Raw genomic sequence first — 15755 nt, 5'->3', positions numbered from 1 at the left:
CCGCTTACTTTTCCTCGATACCGCGATGCAAGTTCAATCGATGCATTTCAAGGCGCGCGCCGGCCAGAAGCTGGCCGACCAGCGCCTGCAGCAGAACCTGAAGAAGCTGTCGACGAAGTTCGTGTCCGCGCGCGCCGATGCGATGACCGCGATCGACTTCCAGGCGACGCGCGCCGCGCTGAAGGCGCGCCGCAACCGTGCGCTGGAGAACCTCGACGTGTGGCTCGAGGCGTTCGAGCGCGAGGCGACGCGGCGCGGCACGACGGTGCTGTTCGCGGAAACGACCGCGGACGCCGCGCGGCTCGTCGCCGACATCGCACGGCGTCACGACGTGAAGAAGGTCATCAAGACGAAGTCGATGGTGTCCGAGGAAATGCGCCTGAACGCGGTGCTCGCCGAGATGGGCGTGCAGTCGATCGAGACGGACCTCGGTGAATACATCCTGCAGATCAACGACAACGAGCCGCCGAGCCACATCATCGCGCCCGTCGTGCACAAGGACAAGGACGAGATCGCCGATCTGTTCGCGCGCACGCACCACCGCGAGCGGCTGACCGAGATTCCGGACATGACGCGCGAGGCGCGCGAGGTGCTGCGCCCGCATTTCCTGTCGGCCGACATGGGCGTGACGGGCGGCAACTTCGTGATCGCCGAGACGGGGTCGGTTGCGCTCGTCACGAACGAAGGCAACGAAGGGATGTGCACGGTGATGCCGCGCGTGCACGTCGCGGTGACGGGCATCGAGAAGGTGCTGCCGACGCTCGAGGATCTCGCGACCGCGATGCGTCTGCTGCCGCGCTCGGCGACCGGGCAGAAGACCTCGAACTACTTCTCGCTGCTCACCGGGCCGCGCGGCCCCGGCGACGAGGACGGCCCGGAACACAACTACGTGGTGCTCGTCGACGGCGGCCGCACGGGCCTGATCGGCGGCGAATTCCAGGAGATGCTGCGCTGCATCCGCTGCGGCGCGTGCATGAACCATTGTCCGGTGTACCAGAAGGTCGGCGGGCACGCGTACGGATGGGTCTATCCGGGCCCGATGGGGTCGGTATTGACGCCGAGCTACGTCGGGATCGACCGTGCGCTCGACCTGCCGCAGGCCGCGACGCTGTGCGGCGAATGCGACAGCGTGTGCCCGGCCGGGATCCCGCTGTCGCACCTGCTGCGCACGCTGCGCGAGAAACAGGTCGAGCGGCACCTGCGGCCGTGGCGCGAGCGCGCCGCGCTCGCCGCGTGGGGCTTCGTCGCGCGCCGGCCGCTCCTTTACGCGCTGACGACCAAGCTCGCGGTACGGATCCTCGAGCGGCTGGGCGGCAACGGCGGCTCGCTGCGGCGCCTGCCGATGATGGGCGGCTGGATGGACACGCGCGACATGCCGACGCCGACCGGCCGCACGTTCCGCGAACTGTACGCGGCCTCGCAAAGCCACCTGGGCTGACGACTGTTCATCGGGTGGCAACAGTGCGTTCGCTATTCATGTATTTATCTTGATAGGTGCGGTCTATAGAATCCTGCCTGTAGTCCCCGGAATCGGGTTTCGGGGCATGAGGTCAAGGAGCCGCATCATGAAAAAGACAATATCGATGTACTGGCCGCTGGCAATCGTCGTTCCGCTCGCCGCGGCCGCTTATCTGCACGCGATGGCCGACGCGCCGGCGCGTGGACCGATCGCCGTTCATCAGGCATCGGCGGAACTCGCGCGCGCGGTGTCGTTCGGTCTGGTCGACGACGCAGCGACACCGTTGCCGGCCGCATCCGGCGACGTCGTGCTCGCCGCACCCAAGGCGCTGTGAGGCACGCCGCCGTCGCTTCGCGCGGCGGCGCGATTCCGGGCGCCTTTGTATAATGGCGCGTTCTTCTCCCGCGCGGCTCGCCGCGGCTTTCCGATAGTGCGATGACCCGCGTTGCGATCTGTTTCGTCTGTCTCGGCAATATCTGCCGTTCGCCCACCGCAGAAGGCGTGATGCGCCACCAGGTGGACGCGGCCGGGCTGGCCGACCGGATCGAGGTCGATTCGGCCGGTACCGGCGACTGGCACGTCGGCGAGCCGCCCGACACGCGCGCGCAGGCGGCGGCCCGCACCCGCGGCTACGACCTGTCGGCGCTGCGGGCGCGGCAGGTGAGCGCGGCGGATTTCGAGCGGTTCGACCTGCTGCTGGCGATGGACGAAGCCAATCTCGCGGAATTGCGGCGGCGCTGCCCGCCCGGGCAGCGCGACAAGGTGCGCCTCCTGATGGAATTCGCGCCGGGCGCGGCCGAGACCGAAGTGGCCGATCCTTATTTCGGCGGCGCGCAGGGCTTCGAACAGGTGCTCGATCAGGTCGAGCGCGCGTGCGCGGGCCTGCTGGACACCCTCCGGGGCGGCACCGCACGCTGATCGCGGCGGGGTATTCAGCGGTCTGCGAATACCCTGTCGAAGACATGGATACTTGACTAAAAACGTCAAATATTTATACTTGACCAAAATCGTCAAGATTGCAGTCCCCTAGACACCATGAGACTCACCACCAAAGGCCGTTTCGCCGTCACGGCGATGATTGACTTGGCACTGCGCCAGGAGCAGGGCCCGGTGACGCTTGCAGGCATCAGCCAGCGCCAGCGGATTTCGCTCTCGTATCTCGAACAGCTGTTCGGCAAGCTGCGCAGGCATGAAATCGTCGAATCCGTGCGCGGCCCGGGCGGCGGCTACAACCTCGCGCGTCGCGCGCAGGACGTCACCGTCGCCGACATCATCATCGCGGTCGATGAACCGCTCGACGCCACGCAGTGCGGCGGCAAAGGCACGTGCGACGGCTCGAAGCAGCCCGACGGCCATTGCATGACGCACGAGCTGTGGTCGACCCTGAACCAGAAAATGGTCGAATACCTCGATTCGGTATCGCTGCAGGATCTCGTCGATCAGCAGCGCGCACGCGAGGGCGCGCCCGCGGTGCTGCGCGACCGGCGCGCGCCGGAGCCCGCCGCGGCGCCGGCCGAACCGGTGCGCACGATGCCGCTCGGTCCCAATTCGGTGTTCAACATCGCGAGTTCGTGAGCGCGAACGCGCCGCACACCCCATAACGCACATAGTCCCTGCACAGAATACCCGGAGCGACAGATGACCCAAGAGACTCTCCACCTGCCCATCTACATGGATTACAGCGCGACGACGCCGGTCGACCCGCGCGTGGTCGACAAGATGGTGCCGTACCTGCGCGAGCAGTTCGGCAACCCGGCATCGCGCAGCCACGCGTACGGCTGGGATGCGGAACGCGCGGTCGAGGAAGCGCGCGAACAGGTGGCTGCGCTCGTGAACGCGGATCCGCGCGAGATCATCTGGACGTCCGGCGCAACGGAATCGGACAACCTCGCGATCAAGGGTGCCGCGAACTTCTACAAGGGCAAGGGCAAGCACATCGTCACGGTGAAGACCGAGCACAAGGCCGTGCTCGACACCTGCCGCGAGCTCGAGCGCGACGGCTTCGAAGTCACCTATCTCGACGTGAAGGAAGACGGCCTGATCGACCTCGACGTGTTCAAGGCCGCGCTGCGCCCGGACACGATCCTCGTATCCGTGATGCACGTGAACAACGAGATCGGCGTGATCCAGGACATCGAGACGATCGGCGAGATCTGCCGCGAGAAGGGCATCGTGTTCCACGTGGACGCCGCACAGTCGACCGGCAAGGTCGAGATCGACCTCGCGAAGCTGAAGGTCGACCTGATGTCGTTCTCGGCGCACAAGACCTACGGCCCGAAGGGCATCGGCGCGCTGTACGTGCGTCGCAAGCCGCGCGTGCGCATCGAAGCGCAGATGCACGGCGGCGGCCACGAGCGCGGGATGCGTTCGGGCACGCTGGCGACGCACCAGATCGTCGGCATGGGCGAAGCGTTCCGCATCGCGCGTGAAGAAATGGCGACCGAGAACGAGCGCATCCGCATGCTGCGCGACAAGCTGCTGCGCGGCCTGTCGCAGATCGAGGAAACGTACGTGAACGGCGACATGGAGCACCGTGTCCCGCACAACCTGAACATCAGCTTCAACTTCGTCGAAGGCGAGTCGCTGATCATGGCGATCAAGGACGTCGCGGTGTCGTCGGGCTCGGCTTGCACGTCGGCGTCGCTGGAGCCGTCGTACGTGCTGCGTGCACTCGGCCGCAACGACGAACTCGCGCACAGCTCGATCCGCTTCACGGTCGGCCGCTTCACGACGGAGCAGGACGTCGACTTCGTGATCAACCTGCTGAACAGCAAGATCGCAAAGCTGCGCGAACTGTCGCCGCTCTGGGAAATGCACCAGGAAGGCATCGATCTGTCGACGATCGAATGGGCCGCACACTGAACACCGCATTGAATACATTCGCGGGCGGATTTGCGCACGCAGACGTAACGAGTCAAGGAGTTTGAGTCATGTCATACAGCAACAAGGTTCTGGATCACTACGAAAACCCGCGTAACGTCGGTTCGTTCGCGAAAGACGACGACGCGGTCGGCACGGGCATGGTCGGCGCGCCGGCATGCGGCGACGTGATGAAGCTGCAGATCCGCGTCGGCGCGGACGGCGTGATCGAAGACGCGAAGTTCAAGACGTACGGCTGCGGCTCGGCCATCGCGTCGAGCTCGCTCGTGACCGAGTGGGTGAAGGGCAAGACCCTCGACGAAGCACTGTCGATCAAGAACACGCAGATCGCCGAAGAGCTGGCCCTGCCGCCGGTGAAGATTCACTGCTCGATTCTCGCGGAAGACGCGATCAAGGCAGCCGTGGCCGACTACAAGAAGCGCCACGACACCAAGGAAGGCGATCAGGCAGCAGCCTGAGCGGCATCGAGCGGCTTGTGAAGGATCGCGGCGGGCCCGGGTGGCGCGCCGCGGCAAGGACATCATGGCAATTACACTGACCGAAAAAGCAGCACAGCACGTCCAGAAATACCTCGTCCGTCGCGGCAAGGGTGTGGGCCTGCGGCTCGGCGTTCGCACGACCGGGTGCTCGGGGCTCGCGTACAAGCTCGAGTATGTCGACGAGCTGGCTCCCGAGGATCAGGTGTTCGAGAGCCATGGCGTGAAGGTCGTCGTCGACCCGAAGAGCCTCGCGTACATCGACGGCACCGAGCTCGACTTCGCACGCGAAGGCCTGAACGAGGGGTTCAAGTTCAACAACCCGAACGTGAAGGACGAGTGCGGCTGCGGCGAATCGTTCCGCGTGTGACGCGGGTTTCCGCGCGATGCGGGCAAGAGGCGGCACGGGCCGCCTTTTTAATGTGCGGCGTTTGCCGCGCGACGAACCGGAATTGAACGCGACGATGGTTTCGCTGAAAGACAGCCACTTCGATCTGTTTCACCTGCCGGCGCAATTCGCGCTCGACGAGACGGCGCTCGACAGCGCCTATCGCACGGTGCAGACGCAGGTGCACCCGGACCGCTTCGCGGCGGCCGGCGACGCGCAAAAGCGCATCGCGATGCAATGGGCGACCCGTGCGAACGAAGCCTACCGCACGCTGCGCGATCCGCTGAAGCGCGCGACCTATCTGCTGTCGCTGCGCGGCGTCGACATCGGTGCCGAAAACAACACCGCGATGGAGCCCGCGTTCCTGATGCAGCAGATGGAGTGGCGCGAAGGCATCGAGGATGCCGCGGCTGCCCGCAACGTCGACGCGCTCGATGCGCTGCTCGCCGAGCTGCGCGACGAAAAGCGCGTGCGCCTCGAGCGCCTCGGCACGCTGCTCGACAGCGCGGCCGACCAGGCCGCCGCCGAGGCCGTGCGCCAGCTGATGTTCATCGAACGGGTCGCGTCGGAAGTGGGCGCGCAGATCGAGCGCCTCGAAACTTAACCGCGTGCCTCGCGGCACGCGCAGCAAACGGGCCGAGCGCCCGAACGAACCAAGATGGCTTTACTGCAAATTTCCGAACCGGGCATGGCGCCGGCGCCGCACCAGCGGCGACTCGCCGTCGGGATCGATCTCGGCACGACGAACTCGCTCGTCGCGGCCGTGCGCAACAGCGTGCCCGAAGTGCTGCCGGACGAGGCGGGCCGCGCGCTGCTGCCGTCGGTGGTCCGTTATCTGGAGAAGGGCGGCCGCCGCATCGGTCACGAAGCGAAGGAACAGGCCGCGACCGATCCGCGCAACACGATCGTGTCGGTCAAGCGCTTCATGGGCCGCGGCAAGGCCGAGGTCGAAGGCGCGGCGAACGCGCCGTACGAATTCGTCGATGCACCCGGCATGGTGCAGATTCGCACCATCGACGGCGTGAAGAGCCCGGTCGAAGTGTCGGCCGAGATTCTCGCGACGCTGCGTTACCGTGCGGAAGACACGCTCGGCGACGACCTGGTCGGCGCGGTGATCACGGTGCCCGCGTACTTCGACGACGCGCAGCGCCAGGCGACGAAGGACGCCGCGCGCCTCGCGGGCCTCAACGTGCTGCGCCTGCTGAACGAACCGACCGCGGCCGCGATCGCCTACGGTCTCGACAACGCGGCCGAAGGCCTCTACGCGGTGTACGACCTCGGCGGCGGCACGTTCGACCTGTCAATCCTGAAGCTGACGAAGGGCGTGTTCGAAGTGCTGGCCGCGGGCGGCGATTCCGCACTCGGCGGCGACGATTTCGACCACGCGCTGTTCGCTCACGTACTTGCGCAGGCCGGCATCGACGCGACGGCGCTCGCGCCCGAGGACGTGCGCCTGCTGCTCGATCGCGTGCGCGTGCTGAAGGAAGCGCTGTCGTCCGCGCCGCAGGCGTCGCTCGACGTGACGCTGTCGACCGGTGCACACCTCGTGCAGACGATCTCGCACGACACGTTCGCCGCGCTCGTCGAGCCGCTCGTGCAGCGTACGCTGACGCCGACCCGCAAGGCCCTGCGCGATGCGCAGGTGAGCCCGGCCGACATCAAGGGCGTCGTGCTGGTCGGCGGCGCGACGCGCATGCCGGTGATCCGCGAGGCGGTCGCGAAGTATTTCGGCCAGCCGCCGCTCGTCAACCTCGATCCGGACCAGGTCGTCGCGCTCGGCGCGGCGATCCAGGCCGACCTGCTCGCCGGCAATCGCGGCAGCGGCGACGACTGGCTGCTGCTCGACGTGATTCCGCTGTCGCTCGGCGTCGAGACGATGGGCGGTCTCGTCGAGAAGATCATTCCGCGCAATTCGACGATTCCGATCGCGCGTGCGCAGGAATTCACGACCTTCAAGGACGGCCAGACCGCGATGGCGATCCACGTCGTGCAGGGCGAGCGCGAGCTCGTCGCCGACTGCCGCTCGCTCGCGCGCTTCGAGCTGCGCGGCATCCCGCCGATGACGGCCGGTGCGGCGCGCATCCGCGTGACCTACCAGGTCGATGCGGACGGGCTGCTGTCGGTGTTCGCGCGCGAGCAGCATTCGGGCGTCGAGGCGTCGGTCGTCGTGAAGCCGTCGTACGGCCTCGCCGACGACGACATCGCGAAGATGCTCGAGGACAGCTTCAAGACCGCCGAGATCGACATGCGCGCACGCGCGCTGCGCGAAGCGCAGGTCGAGGCCGAGCGGATGATCGAGGCGACGCAGGCGGCGCTGGCGGCCGACGGCGAATTGCTCGACGATGCCGAACGCACGCAGGTCGACGCGCTCGTCGCGGCGCTGCGCACGATCGCGCAGGGCGACGACACGGACGCGATCGAGACCGCGACCAAGACGCTGGCCGACGGCACCGACGAATTCGCGGCGCGCCGGATGGACAAGAGCATCAAGCGCGCACTGTCGGGCCGCCGCCTCGACGAGATCTGAACGAACGAACTGCACGCGGGCCGGCGACGGCCCGCGCGATATTGAACCGTGCGGCGCCAGCCGCCGCACCCTGACTGACGGAACGGACATGCCTCAACTGGTGGTGCTGCCTCACGTCGAACTGTGCCCGGACGGCGCAGTGATCGACGCGACGCCCGGCAAGAGTATTTGCGACAACCTGCTCGACAACGGCATCGAGATCGAGCATGCGTGCGAGAAGTCGTGCGCGTGCACGACCTGCCACGTGGTGATCCGCGAGGGCTTCAACGATCTCGAGCCGTCCGAGGAGGACGAAGACGACCTGCTCGACAAGGCATGGGGCCTCGAGCCGACATCGCGCCTGTCGTGCCAGGCGATCGTGAAGGAAGATTCGGACCTGGTGGTCGAGATCCCGAAGTACTCGATCAACCACGCGAAGGAAAATCACTGACGGATCGGCGGGGCGGACTCGCCACGTATACGGGAGAGCAGGCCATGAAATGGACCGATTCGCGCGAAATCGCCATCGCGCTGGCAGACAAGCATCCGGACGTCGATCCGCAGCGGATCAATTTCGTCGACCTGCGCCAATGGGTCATCGAGCTGGACGGCTTCACCGACGACCCGGCGCACTCGGGCGAGAAGATCCTCGAAGCGATCCAGGCTCACTGGATCGACGAATCGGACTTCGACGACGAAGACTGAGGTTCGCGCCGACGCCCGCACTGCGTGGGGCAGGCAACGCTCCCGCAAAAGGAAAAGGCTCGTGACGCGTCACGAGCCTTTTTCATTTCCGCGCGGCGCAAGAGCCGCGCGGCGATTCGTCATGCATTACGAGCCGACCAGCGTGCCGTTCTCGATCCGCACGCGCTGGCCCTGGCCGAACGGCGGCGGGTTGTGGTACGTGAACGTGCGCGTCGCGCCGCTTTCCATCTGGACCTGCACCTGGTAGTCGGTTTCCGCGCGCACCTGCTTCTCGACCTGGTTGCCGGCGAGACCGCCGCCGAGCGCGCCGATGATCGTCATCGCGGTGCGGCCGTTGCCGTGGCCGAACTGGTTGCCGAGCAGGCCGCCGGCCGCTGCGCCGCCGACCGCGCCGATCCCCGAGCTCTGGCCCGGCGTGCGCGTCTGCGTGATCGCGACGACCGTGCCGCAGGTCTGGCAATAGGCCGGCTGCGCGGGCGCGGACGGCTGTTGCGCGTATTGCGGCGGTTGCGGTGCCGGCGTATGGCGGCGGTGCGTGGCTGCCGGACGCGGCGCGGGCCGCGGTTCGGCTTGTGCCGCGGCCGCTTTCTCCGCAGCCGCCTTCTCGGCCGCAGCCTTCTGCGCGGCCTGTTCGGCTGCCTGCTGCTGCGCTTGCGCGGCGAGCGCGGCGCTGGCAGCTGCCGCCGTATCGACGGCCGGCTGCGACGCGATCAGCGCGGCCTGGGTCTGGCCGCTCTGCGCGTTGTTGCTGCTGGCCTTCGGGAAGATGCCCGTGATCGCGGCGGTGGCGGCGAGGCTGGCAACGATGACGGCGCCTGCCGCGGTCGCGATGAGCGGGTGCAGGCGTTGCTTTTGCGGCGTGGTTTGATTCTGGTTGTCCATTTTCTTCTCCGGTGTCGACCCGGTTTCGCACGTTGGCGCTGGCCGGATCCCACGCTCGGGAGCGAGCAGACTTGGCGTTCCGGCGCCTCGTTCTGGTCCCGTGGTCATGCGTGGTGACGCAACAGGAGTGTCGTCCACGGGCGAGCGGCGCACCGTATCAAGGTGTAACGAATTGCAGCGCGGGATCGGCGTTTGCTACAGGGAAAACCCGCAGAAGGCCGTCGCGACGAGGGAATAAAACGGGGGAGGATCGGAAACCGGCGAACGCCGGCAGGCGGGATTTACGCGTGGTTACAAAGCTGACGCGTGCGCGCCGCGAGGGGCGGCGCACACGCGGGCACGGCCGTCAGTCTTCGCGGCGCAGGTGCGGGAACAGCAGCACGTCGCGGATCGTCGGGCTATCGGTCAGCAGCATCACGAGACGGTCGATACCGATCCCGCAACCGCCCGTCGGCGGCATCCCGTGTTCGAGCGCGCGGATGTAGTCGGCGTCGAAGAACATCGCTTCCTCGTCGCCCGCGTCCTTCTGCTCGACCTGCTTCTTGAAGCGCGCGGCCTGGTCTTCCGGATCGTTCAGCTCCGAGAAGCCGTTCGCGATCTCGCGGCCGGTCATGAACAGCTCGAAACGCTCGGTGATGCCCGGCACCGTATCCGATGCGCGTGCGAGCGGCGACACTTCGACCGGGTAGTCGATGATGTAGGTCGGCTCCCACAGCTGCGATTCGGCGGTTTCCTCGAACAGCGCGAGCTGCAGCGCGCCGATGCCGGCGTTCAGGAAGGCCGGCTGCGACACGTCGACGCCGAGGCGCTTCAGCTCGGAACGCAGGAACGCGTCGTCCGACAGCTGGCCGTCGGTGTACTGCGGCGCGTACTTCTGGATCGCCTGCGTGATCGTCAGGCGGTGGAACGGCTTCGCGAGATCGAGCTCGCGGCCCTGGTACTGGATCGTCGCGGTGCCGAGCGCATCGATCGCCGCCTGGCGGATCAGCTGCTCGGTGAAGTCCATCAGCCAGCGGTAGTCGGTGTACGCGGCGTAGAACTCCATCATCGTGAATTCCGGGTTGTGGCGCGGCGACACGCCTTCATTCCGGAAGTTGCGGTTGATCTCGAACACGCGTTCGAAACCGCCGACGATCAGGCGCTTCAGGTACAGCTCCGGCGCGATGCGCAGGAACATCTGCATGTCGAGCGCGTTGTGGTGCGTGACGAACGGCTTGGCCGCGGCGCCGCCCGGGATCGGGTGCAGCATCGGCGTCTCGACTTCCATGAACTCGGCGTTGTCCATGAACTTGCGGATCGACGCGATGGTCTTGGTGCGCGCGCGGAACGTATCGCGCGTTTCCGGCGTGACGATCAGGTCGACATAGCGCTGGCGATAGCGCATTTCCTGGTCGGCGAGGCCGTGGAACTTGTCCGGCAGCGGGCGCAGCGCCTTCGACAGCAGGCGCAGTTCCTTGCACTGGACCGACAGCTCGCCCTTGTTGGTGCGGAACAGCACGCCGCGTGCGGCGACGATGTCGCCCAGATCCCACTTCTTGAATGCGTCGTAGGTTTCCGCGCCGACGTCGTTCGGCGTCACGAAGAACTGGATCTGGCCCGAACCGTCCTGCACCGTCGCGAAGCTCGCCTTGCCCATCACGCGCTTGAGCATCATGCGGCCGGCGACCGACACCTCGACCGGGTTCGCTTCGAGCGCGGCCTTGTCCGAGTCGGCGAATTTCACCTGGAGATCGGCGGCGTGATGCGTCGGCCGGAAATCGTTCGGATAGGCGACGCCTTGCTCGCGCAGTGCGCGCAGCTTCTCGCGGCGCTCGGCGATGATCTGGTTTTCGTCCGCCGCGACGGCGGGCTGCGTTTGGGTCGGTTCGGTCATGATGGTCGGAATTCGGAATGGGTGCGGCAACGCAACGGGAAGGGCGGCGCGACCGGAGGGGCCGCGCCGCGGCGCTTACACGCCCTGTTTGAGGCTCGCGCTGATGAAGTCGTCGAGATCGCCGTCGAGGACGGCTCTCGTGTTGCTCATTTCGACGTTCGTGCGCAGGTCCTTCACGCGGCTCTGGTCGAGCACGTACGAACGGATCTGGTGGCCCCAGCCCACATCGGTCTTGCTCGATTCGAGCTTGTCCTGTTCGGCCTGGCGCTTGCGCATTTCGACTTCGTACAGGCGCGATTTCAGCATCGCCATTGCTTCGGCGCGGTTGCGGTGCTGCGAGCGGTCGTTCTGGCACTGCACGACGATACCGGTCGGCATGTGCGTGATCCGCACCGCGGAGTCGGTCTTGTTGATGTGCTGGCCGCCCGCGCCCGAGGCGCGGTACGTGTCGATGCGCAGGTCGGCCGGGTTGATCTCGACTTCGATCGAATCGTCGATTTCCGGATAGACGAACACCGACGAGAACGACGTGTGACGGCCGCCCGACGAGTCGAACGGCGACTTGCGCACGAGGCGGTGGATGCCCGTTTCGGTGCGCAGGAAGCCGTATGCGTATTCGCCCGTGACCTTGACCGTCGCGTTCTTGATGCCGGCGACGTCGCCGTCGGACTCTTCGAGCACCTCGGCCTTGAAGCCCTTGCGTTCGCAGTAGCGCAGGTACTGGCGCAGCAGCATCGATGCCCAGTCGCACGCCTCGGTGCCGCCGGCGCCGGCCTGGATGTCGATGAAGCAGTTGTTCGGGTCGGCCGGGTTCGAGAACATCCGGCGGAACTCGATGTCGCCGACGCGTGCTTCGAGCTTCTTCGCGTCGTCTTCCGATGCGACGAGGGTGTCTTCGTCGCCTTCCTCGCGTGCGAGTTCGAACAGGTCGAGCGCATCGCGCAGGTCGCTATCGAGCGCCGTCAGCGTCGTGACGACGCCTTCGAGCAGCTTCTTCTCGCGGCCGAGTGCCTGGGCGTTCTTCGAATCGTTCCAGACGTTCGGGTCCTCGAGTTCCTTGTTGACTTCGGTCAGACGCGCAGCTTTGGCGTCGTAGTCAAAGATACCCCCGAAGCTCGCCCGCGCGGTTGCGCAGGTCGAGCAGGGAGCTTTCGATCGCGTTGAGACGTTCCGCTTCCATGATCGTTCGCTGTTCTTGCTTCGTAAAAAAGCGGAATTATAGCCGATCGGCAGGGTTTCCCGGTGACGCGGAGTGTGCTTGCGCGCGCGCCGCGGCCCCGTCCGGCGCGGCGCGCATGTGGTCCGCATGGGGTTCGCACATGGCCCGCGGGTGCCGCGGGCCGGGTGGCCGGCCGGTCGGCGCTCAGCCGGCCGCGTGCTCGACGATCAGCTGGACGCGCGTCACGCCGTTCCACGTGTCGGCCACGAGGCGGTACGCGATCAGCGCGCTCGCCGGCAGCGGCTCGGTGTGGTTGAACCAGATCGCGTTGAAGCGCTGGCGGCCGCGCGCCAGTTGCAGCTTCAGGTGCTTTTCCTTCACGAGCGACTGCGACACGACGTCGAATTCGCCGGAGAAAAGCGGGGCCGGAAAGCCCTGGCCCCAGACGGCTTCGTCGAGCAGCCCGACGAACTGCGGCGTGAAATACGCTTCCTCGAGTTCGCCGTCGGTCTCGATCACGCGCGCCAGCGCGTCGTCGGACAGCCACTCGCGCGCGACGGCCTCGAACGCGGCCGCGAAGCGCGGCACGTTGTCGGTGTCGAGCGTGAGGCCGGCCGCCATCGCGTGGCCGCCGAACGCGACGATCAGGTCGGGTTCGCGCTTCGACACGAGGTCGAGCGCATCGCGCAGGTGGAAGCCGGGAATCGAGCGGCCCGAACCCTTGACCCGCGTGCCGGCCTCGTCCGCATGCGCGAACGTGAACGACGGGCGGTGGAATTTCTCCTTGAGCCGTCCGGCGACGATGCCGATCACGCCCTGGTGCCATTCGGGATTGAACAGCGTGATCGTGCACGCGTCGGCCGGATCGACGTCGGCGAGATCGGCGAGCGCCTGCTGCTGCATGCCGGCCTCGATCTCGCGGCGCTCGCGGTTCATCACGTCGAGCTGCTGCGCAAGGTCCCACGCGCGGCCGATGTCGTCGGTGATCAGGCACTCGATGCCGAGCGACATGTCCGAGAGCCGCCCGGCGGCGTTCAGGCGCGGGCCGAGGCCGAAGCCGAGGTCGAAGCCCGATGCGGTGCGCGCCTCGCGGCCGGCGGCGCGGAACAGCGCGGCGATGCCCGGCTGCATGCGGCCGTTGCGGATGCGCTGCAGCCCCTGTGCGACGAGCACGCGATTGTTGCCGTCGAGCCGCACGACGTCGGCGACGGTGCCGAGCGCGACGAGGTCGAGCAGCCCGTCGAGGCGCGGTTCGGCCTCCTTGCTCGCGAATGCGCCGCGGCGGCGCAGCTCGGCACGCAGCGCGAGCAGCACGTAGAACATCACGCCGACGCCGGCGAGGTGCTTGCTCGGGAACGCGCAGCCGGGCTGGTTCGGGTTGACGATCGCGCGCGCGGCGGGCAGCGCGTCGCCGGGCAGGTGGTGGTCGGTCACGAGCACGTCGATGCCGCGTGCGTTCGCGGCCTCGACGCCCGCGACGCTCGCGATCCCGTTGTCGACGGTGATCAGCAGGTCGGGCTTGCGCGCGGCCGCGAGTTCGACGATCTCGGGCGTGAGCCCGTAGCCGTATTCGAAGCGGTTCGGCACCAGGTAGTCGATCTGCGCGCCGAACATCCGCAGGCCGCGCACCGCGACCGCGCAGGCGGTCGCGCCGTCGCAGTCGTAGTCGGCGACGACCAGCAGGCGCCGCTGGTCGGCGATCGCGTCGGCGAGCAGCGCCGCGGCGTCCGCGCAGCCTTTCAGTTCGGTGGGCGGCACGAGCCGCGCGAGCGCGGTTTCGATGTCGGTCGGGGACTGCACGCCGCGCGACGCATACAGGCGCGCGAGGACGGGATGCAGGCCGTGGCGCGCGAGCGCTTCGGCGTCGGCGGGCGCGACGGGGCGGGTAACGATCCGGGTCATACAGGTCGGGTTATTCGAACAGGGATGCCAGCGCGCGGCGGCGCCAGAACTTGCGCAGGTCGCCGCGCGTCGCGTGCAGCGTCACGGAGCTGGTGTCGCCGCACAGCGTGAAGTCGACGCCGGCCAGCTCGCCGTTCTGCAGCGCGGCGAGGGCGGGCGCGAACCAGTCGCGCTCGAGCGCGGCGAGCGCGTCGTGCCAGCGTGCCCAGTCCTGTTCGATGAACGGGGCGGACAGCGTGGGTAGCTCGACGAGCGTCGCGCCGGCGGCGGCGGGCAATGTGCCGAATGCGGCCGGCACGGCGCCGGCCTCGGCCTGCGCCGCGCGCGCGAGGCCGAGCGCGGCGGGCGACACGGACAGCACGCGCGCGAACGGCTTGCCGACCGGCTTCAGCGTGCCCTGCGCGTGGAACCAGATCGAATTGACGGCGGGCAACCCGCGCGCTTCGCGCGCTTCGTTGACCGGATGCTGGAACCACGCCATCTGCACTTCGTTCTGCAGCTTCATCCACATCCGCGAGCGTTCGCCGGTGTGCGCCTCGTGCGGCAACCAGATCTCGATGTTGCGGCCGCTGGCGCGCAGCGGCGCGGCGCCGGCGAGGCGGGCGAGCTGCTCGCTGGACAGGTACCAGCGCGCCGGATGCGGCGCTTCCAGTCGCACGCCGAGCTCCTCGATCAGCGGGCGCGCGACCGCCAGCAACGCGGCGGCGTCGCCGTCGTCGAGCGCGAGGCTCGCCGGGTCGACGAGCACGAGGTGATCGTGCGCGATTTCGACGTGGACCGGCTCGACGCACGCCCAGGCCTGGGTGCCCGGCTCGCCGCCGTCCGCCAGCAGCATGTAGGGCGCGAGCGGCGCCTCGTCGGCGGCGTTGCCCTGGGTCGCGCCGAACCGTCGGGCCAGCCAGCGCTCGTGCGGCAGCGTGCGCTGGAAGTCCTCGCCGGCCACGCGCTCGACGAGGCTCGCGCGGGCGAGCAACTTTTCGAGCGCGGGGCTGTCCAGCGTGTGCAGGGACGAGGCCGCATCGGCCGCCGACGGCAGCGCGAACGGAACGAGAAAATGGAGGCGTCGGTCGTGCATGATGGTGCGCATTGTATGGCAAACCTACGCACCCTTAGAAATCAAGGACTTATAAGCGGGGCTGTAGCGGCCGGTACAGGTTGGTGTTACAGCGGAATACAGGTGCAGATGGTAGCACGCTAGGCGCGCAGGCGATCTGGTCTAGCTCGGCCCCGTACTAGAGGAGTCCTAGTCCACCTAGCTCCGACCCTGTACTAGAGGGAGAGCACGCCTGAGTTATCCACAGGCAACTCTAGTTGTGGCAGGGTACTAGAGGGAAGCTCTAGCCTCCCCCCGTACTAGAGGGAGCACGCCCTACAGCGGCCTCGGCTGGGTCTAGCCCCGGACAGTACTAGAGGGAGCACGCCGCTCTAGTTCCCCGGGAGTACTAGGGGAGGCGGGCAAAGTTATCCGCAGGCCGCTCTAGTTCCGGTGACGTACTAGAGGGACTAGGGCTGCTCTAGTTCCCGG

General features: G+C 67.3%; 16 protein-coding genes. 11 read left to right on the top strand and 5 right to left on the bottom strand.

Annotated elements, in window-relative coordinates:
• Positions 1-25: 25 nt before the first annotated feature.
• The 11 genes from NQV17_RS09785 (at position 26) to iscX (ending at position 8414) form a co-directional block, all read left to right on the top strand.
• On the top strand, positions 26-1438 hold the full coding sequence (locus NQV17_RS09785) for a lactate utilization protein B (RefSeq protein ID WP_257771788.1): 1413 nt from the start codon (positions 26-28) through the stop codon (positions 1436-1438).
• Between the two features lie 127 nt (positions 1439-1565).
• Positions 1566-1793, top strand: a complete 228-nt coding sequence (locus NQV17_RS09780) for a hypothetical protein (protein WP_257771786.1) — start codon at positions 1566-1568, stop codon at positions 1791-1793.
• 101 nt (positions 1794-1894) lie between these two features.
• A complete protein-coding gene (locus NQV17_RS09775; RefSeq protein ID WP_257771784.1) occupies positions 1895-2377 on the top strand; it encodes a low molecular weight protein-tyrosine-phosphatase in 483 nt (160 codons plus the stop codon).
• Between the two features lie 117 nt (positions 2378-2494).
• Positions 2495-3034 carry a Fe-S cluster assembly transcriptional regulator IscR gene (gene iscR / locus NQV17_RS09770; RefSeq protein ID WP_006760276.1) on the top strand — a complete coding sequence of 180 codons (540 nt, stop codon included), beginning with the start codon at positions 2495-2497 and terminating at the stop codon, positions 3032-3034.
• Positions 3035-3097: 63 nt separating this feature from the next.
• Entirely contained in the window at positions 3098-4321 is a 1224-nt protein-coding gene (locus NQV17_RS09765) for an IscS subfamily cysteine desulfurase (protein WP_044848191.1), read from the top strand.
• A gap of 68 nt (positions 4322-4389) precedes the next feature.
• Positions 4390-4797 (top strand): Fe-S cluster assembly scaffold IscU, encoded by a 408-nt coding sequence (iscU, locus tag NQV17_RS09760; RefSeq protein WP_009691729.1) that lies wholly within the window; start codon positions 4390-4392, stop codon positions 4795-4797.
• A gap of 64 nt (positions 4798-4861) precedes the next feature.
• Entirely contained in the window at positions 4862-5185 is a 324-nt protein-coding gene (gene iscA, locus NQV17_RS09755) for an iron-sulfur cluster assembly protein IscA (protein ID WP_011885413.1), read from the top strand.
• A 94-nt stretch (positions 5186-5279) separates the two neighbouring features.
• Positions 5280-5807, top strand: a complete 528-nt coding sequence (gene hscB / locus NQV17_RS09750; protein WP_044848201.1) for a Fe-S protein assembly co-chaperone HscB — start codon at positions 5280-5282, stop codon at positions 5805-5807.
• 54 nt (positions 5808-5861) lie between these two features.
• Entirely contained in the window at positions 5862-7730 is a 1869-nt protein-coding gene (hscA, locus tag NQV17_RS09745; RefSeq protein WP_257771778.1) for a Fe-S protein assembly chaperone HscA, read from the top strand.
• Between the two features lie 88 nt (positions 7731-7818).
• On the top strand, positions 7819-8160 hold the full coding sequence (fdx, locus tag NQV17_RS09740) for an ISC system 2Fe-2S type ferredoxin (RefSeq protein ID WP_040144570.1): 342 nt from the start codon (positions 7819-7821) through the stop codon (positions 8158-8160).
• Positions 8161-8204: 44 nt separating this feature from the next.
• Positions 8205-8414, top strand: a complete 210-nt coding sequence (gene iscX, locus NQV17_RS09735) for a Fe-S cluster assembly protein IscX (protein ID WP_040144569.1) — start codon at positions 8205-8207, stop codon at positions 8412-8414.
• Positions 8415-8540: 126 nt separating this feature from the next.
• Here the strand turns inward: iscX and NQV17_RS09730 are convergent, their stop codons facing one another.
• From NQV17_RS09730 to NQV17_RS09710, 5 genes are all read right to left on the bottom strand, one after another.
• Entirely contained in the window at positions 8541-9296 is a 756-nt protein-coding gene (locus NQV17_RS09730) for a glycine zipper 2TM domain-containing protein (RefSeq protein ID WP_257771773.1), read from the bottom strand.
• Positions 9297-9642: 346 nt separating this feature from the next.
• A complete protein-coding gene (lysS, locus tag NQV17_RS09725) occupies positions 9643-11169 on the bottom strand; it encodes a lysine--tRNA ligase (protein ID WP_044848186.1) in 1527 nt (508 codons plus the stop codon).
• Positions 11170-11244: 75 nt separating this feature from the next.
• Positions 11245-12349 (bottom strand): peptide chain release factor 2 gene (prfB, locus tag NQV17_RS09720; RefSeq protein WP_124488306.1). Its coding sequence is split into 2 segments (ribosomal slippage): positions 11245-12267 and positions 12269-12349, totalling 1104 coding nucleotides; the frame shifts between segments, so codons are not numbered across the junction.
• A gap of 183 nt (positions 12350-12532) precedes the next feature.
• Entirely contained in the window at positions 12533-14230 is a 1698-nt protein-coding gene (gene recJ, locus NQV17_RS09715; RefSeq protein WP_257771770.1) for a single-stranded-DNA-specific exonuclease RecJ, read from the bottom strand.
• A 10-nt stretch (positions 14231-14240) separates the two neighbouring features.
• On the bottom strand, positions 14241-15317 hold the full coding sequence (locus tag NQV17_RS09710; RefSeq protein WP_257771768.1) for a regulator: 1077 nt from the start codon (positions 15315-15317) through the stop codon (positions 14241-14243).
• Positions 15318-15755: the final 438 nt, after the last annotated feature.

This window comes from Burkholderia sp. SCN-KJ, assembly GCF_024656005.1.
Classification (GTDB): domain Bacteria; phylum Pseudomonadota; class Gammaproteobacteria; order Burkholderiales; family Burkholderiaceae; genus Burkholderia.
This window is presented reverse-complemented; position numbering and strand designations above follow the sequence as displayed.

What these genes read in the sequence shown, in the direction of transcription:
- NQV17_RS09785 (WP_257771788.1), top strand. Translation starts at nt 26, where the DNA reads ATGCAAGTTCAATCGATGCATTTCAAGGCGCGCGCCGGCCAGAAGCTG.
- NQV17_RS09780 (WP_257771786.1), top strand. Translation starts at nt 1,566, where the DNA reads ATGAAAAAGACAATATCGATGTACTGGCCGCTGGCAATCGTCGTTCCG.
- NQV17_RS09775 (WP_257771784.1), top strand. Translation starts at nt 1,895, where the DNA reads ATGACCCGCGTTGCGATCTGTTTCGTCTGTCTCGGCAATATCTGCCGT.
- iscR (WP_006760276.1), top strand. Translation starts at nt 2,495, where the DNA reads ATGAGACTCACCACCAAAGGCCGTTTCGCCGTCACGGCGATGATTGAC.
- NQV17_RS09765 (WP_044848191.1), top strand. Translation starts at nt 3,098, where the DNA reads ATGACCCAAGAGACTCTCCACCTGCCCATCTACATGGATTACAGCGCG.
- iscU (WP_009691729.1), top strand. Translation starts at nt 4,390, where the DNA reads ATGTCATACAGCAACAAGGTTCTGGATCACTACGAAAACCCGCGTAAC.
- iscA (WP_011885413.1), top strand. Translation starts at nt 4,862, where the DNA reads ATGGCAATTACACTGACCGAAAAAGCAGCACAGCACGTCCAGAAATAC.
- hscB (WP_044848201.1), top strand. Translation starts at nt 5,280, where the DNA reads ATGGTTTCGCTGAAAGACAGCCACTTCGATCTGTTTCACCTGCCGGCG.
- hscA (WP_257771778.1), top strand. Translation starts at nt 5,862, where the DNA reads ATGGCTTTACTGCAAATTTCCGAACCGGGCATGGCGCCGGCGCCGCAC.
- fdx (WP_040144570.1), top strand. Translation starts at nt 7,819, where the DNA reads ATGCCTCAACTGGTGGTGCTGCCTCACGTCGAACTGTGCCCGGACGGC.
- iscX (WP_040144569.1), top strand. Translation starts at nt 8,205, where the DNA reads ATGAAATGGACCGATTCGCGCGAAATCGCCATCGCGCTGGCAGACAAG.
- NQV17_RS09730 (WP_257771773.1), bottom strand. Translation starts at nt 9,296, where the DNA reads ATGGACAACCAGAATCAAACCACGCCGCAAAAGCAACGCCTGCACCCG.
- lysS (WP_044848186.1), bottom strand. Translation starts at nt 11,169, where the DNA reads ATGACCGAACCGACCCAAACGCAGCCCGCCGTCGCGGCGGACGAAAAC.
- recJ (WP_257771770.1), bottom strand. Translation starts at nt 14,230, where the DNA reads ATGACCCGGATCGTTACCCGCCCCGTCGCGCCCGCCGACGCCGAAGCG.
- NQV17_RS09710 (WP_257771768.1), bottom strand. Translation starts at nt 15,317, where the DNA reads ATGCGCACCATCATGCACGACCGACGCCTCCATTTTCTCGTTCCGTTC.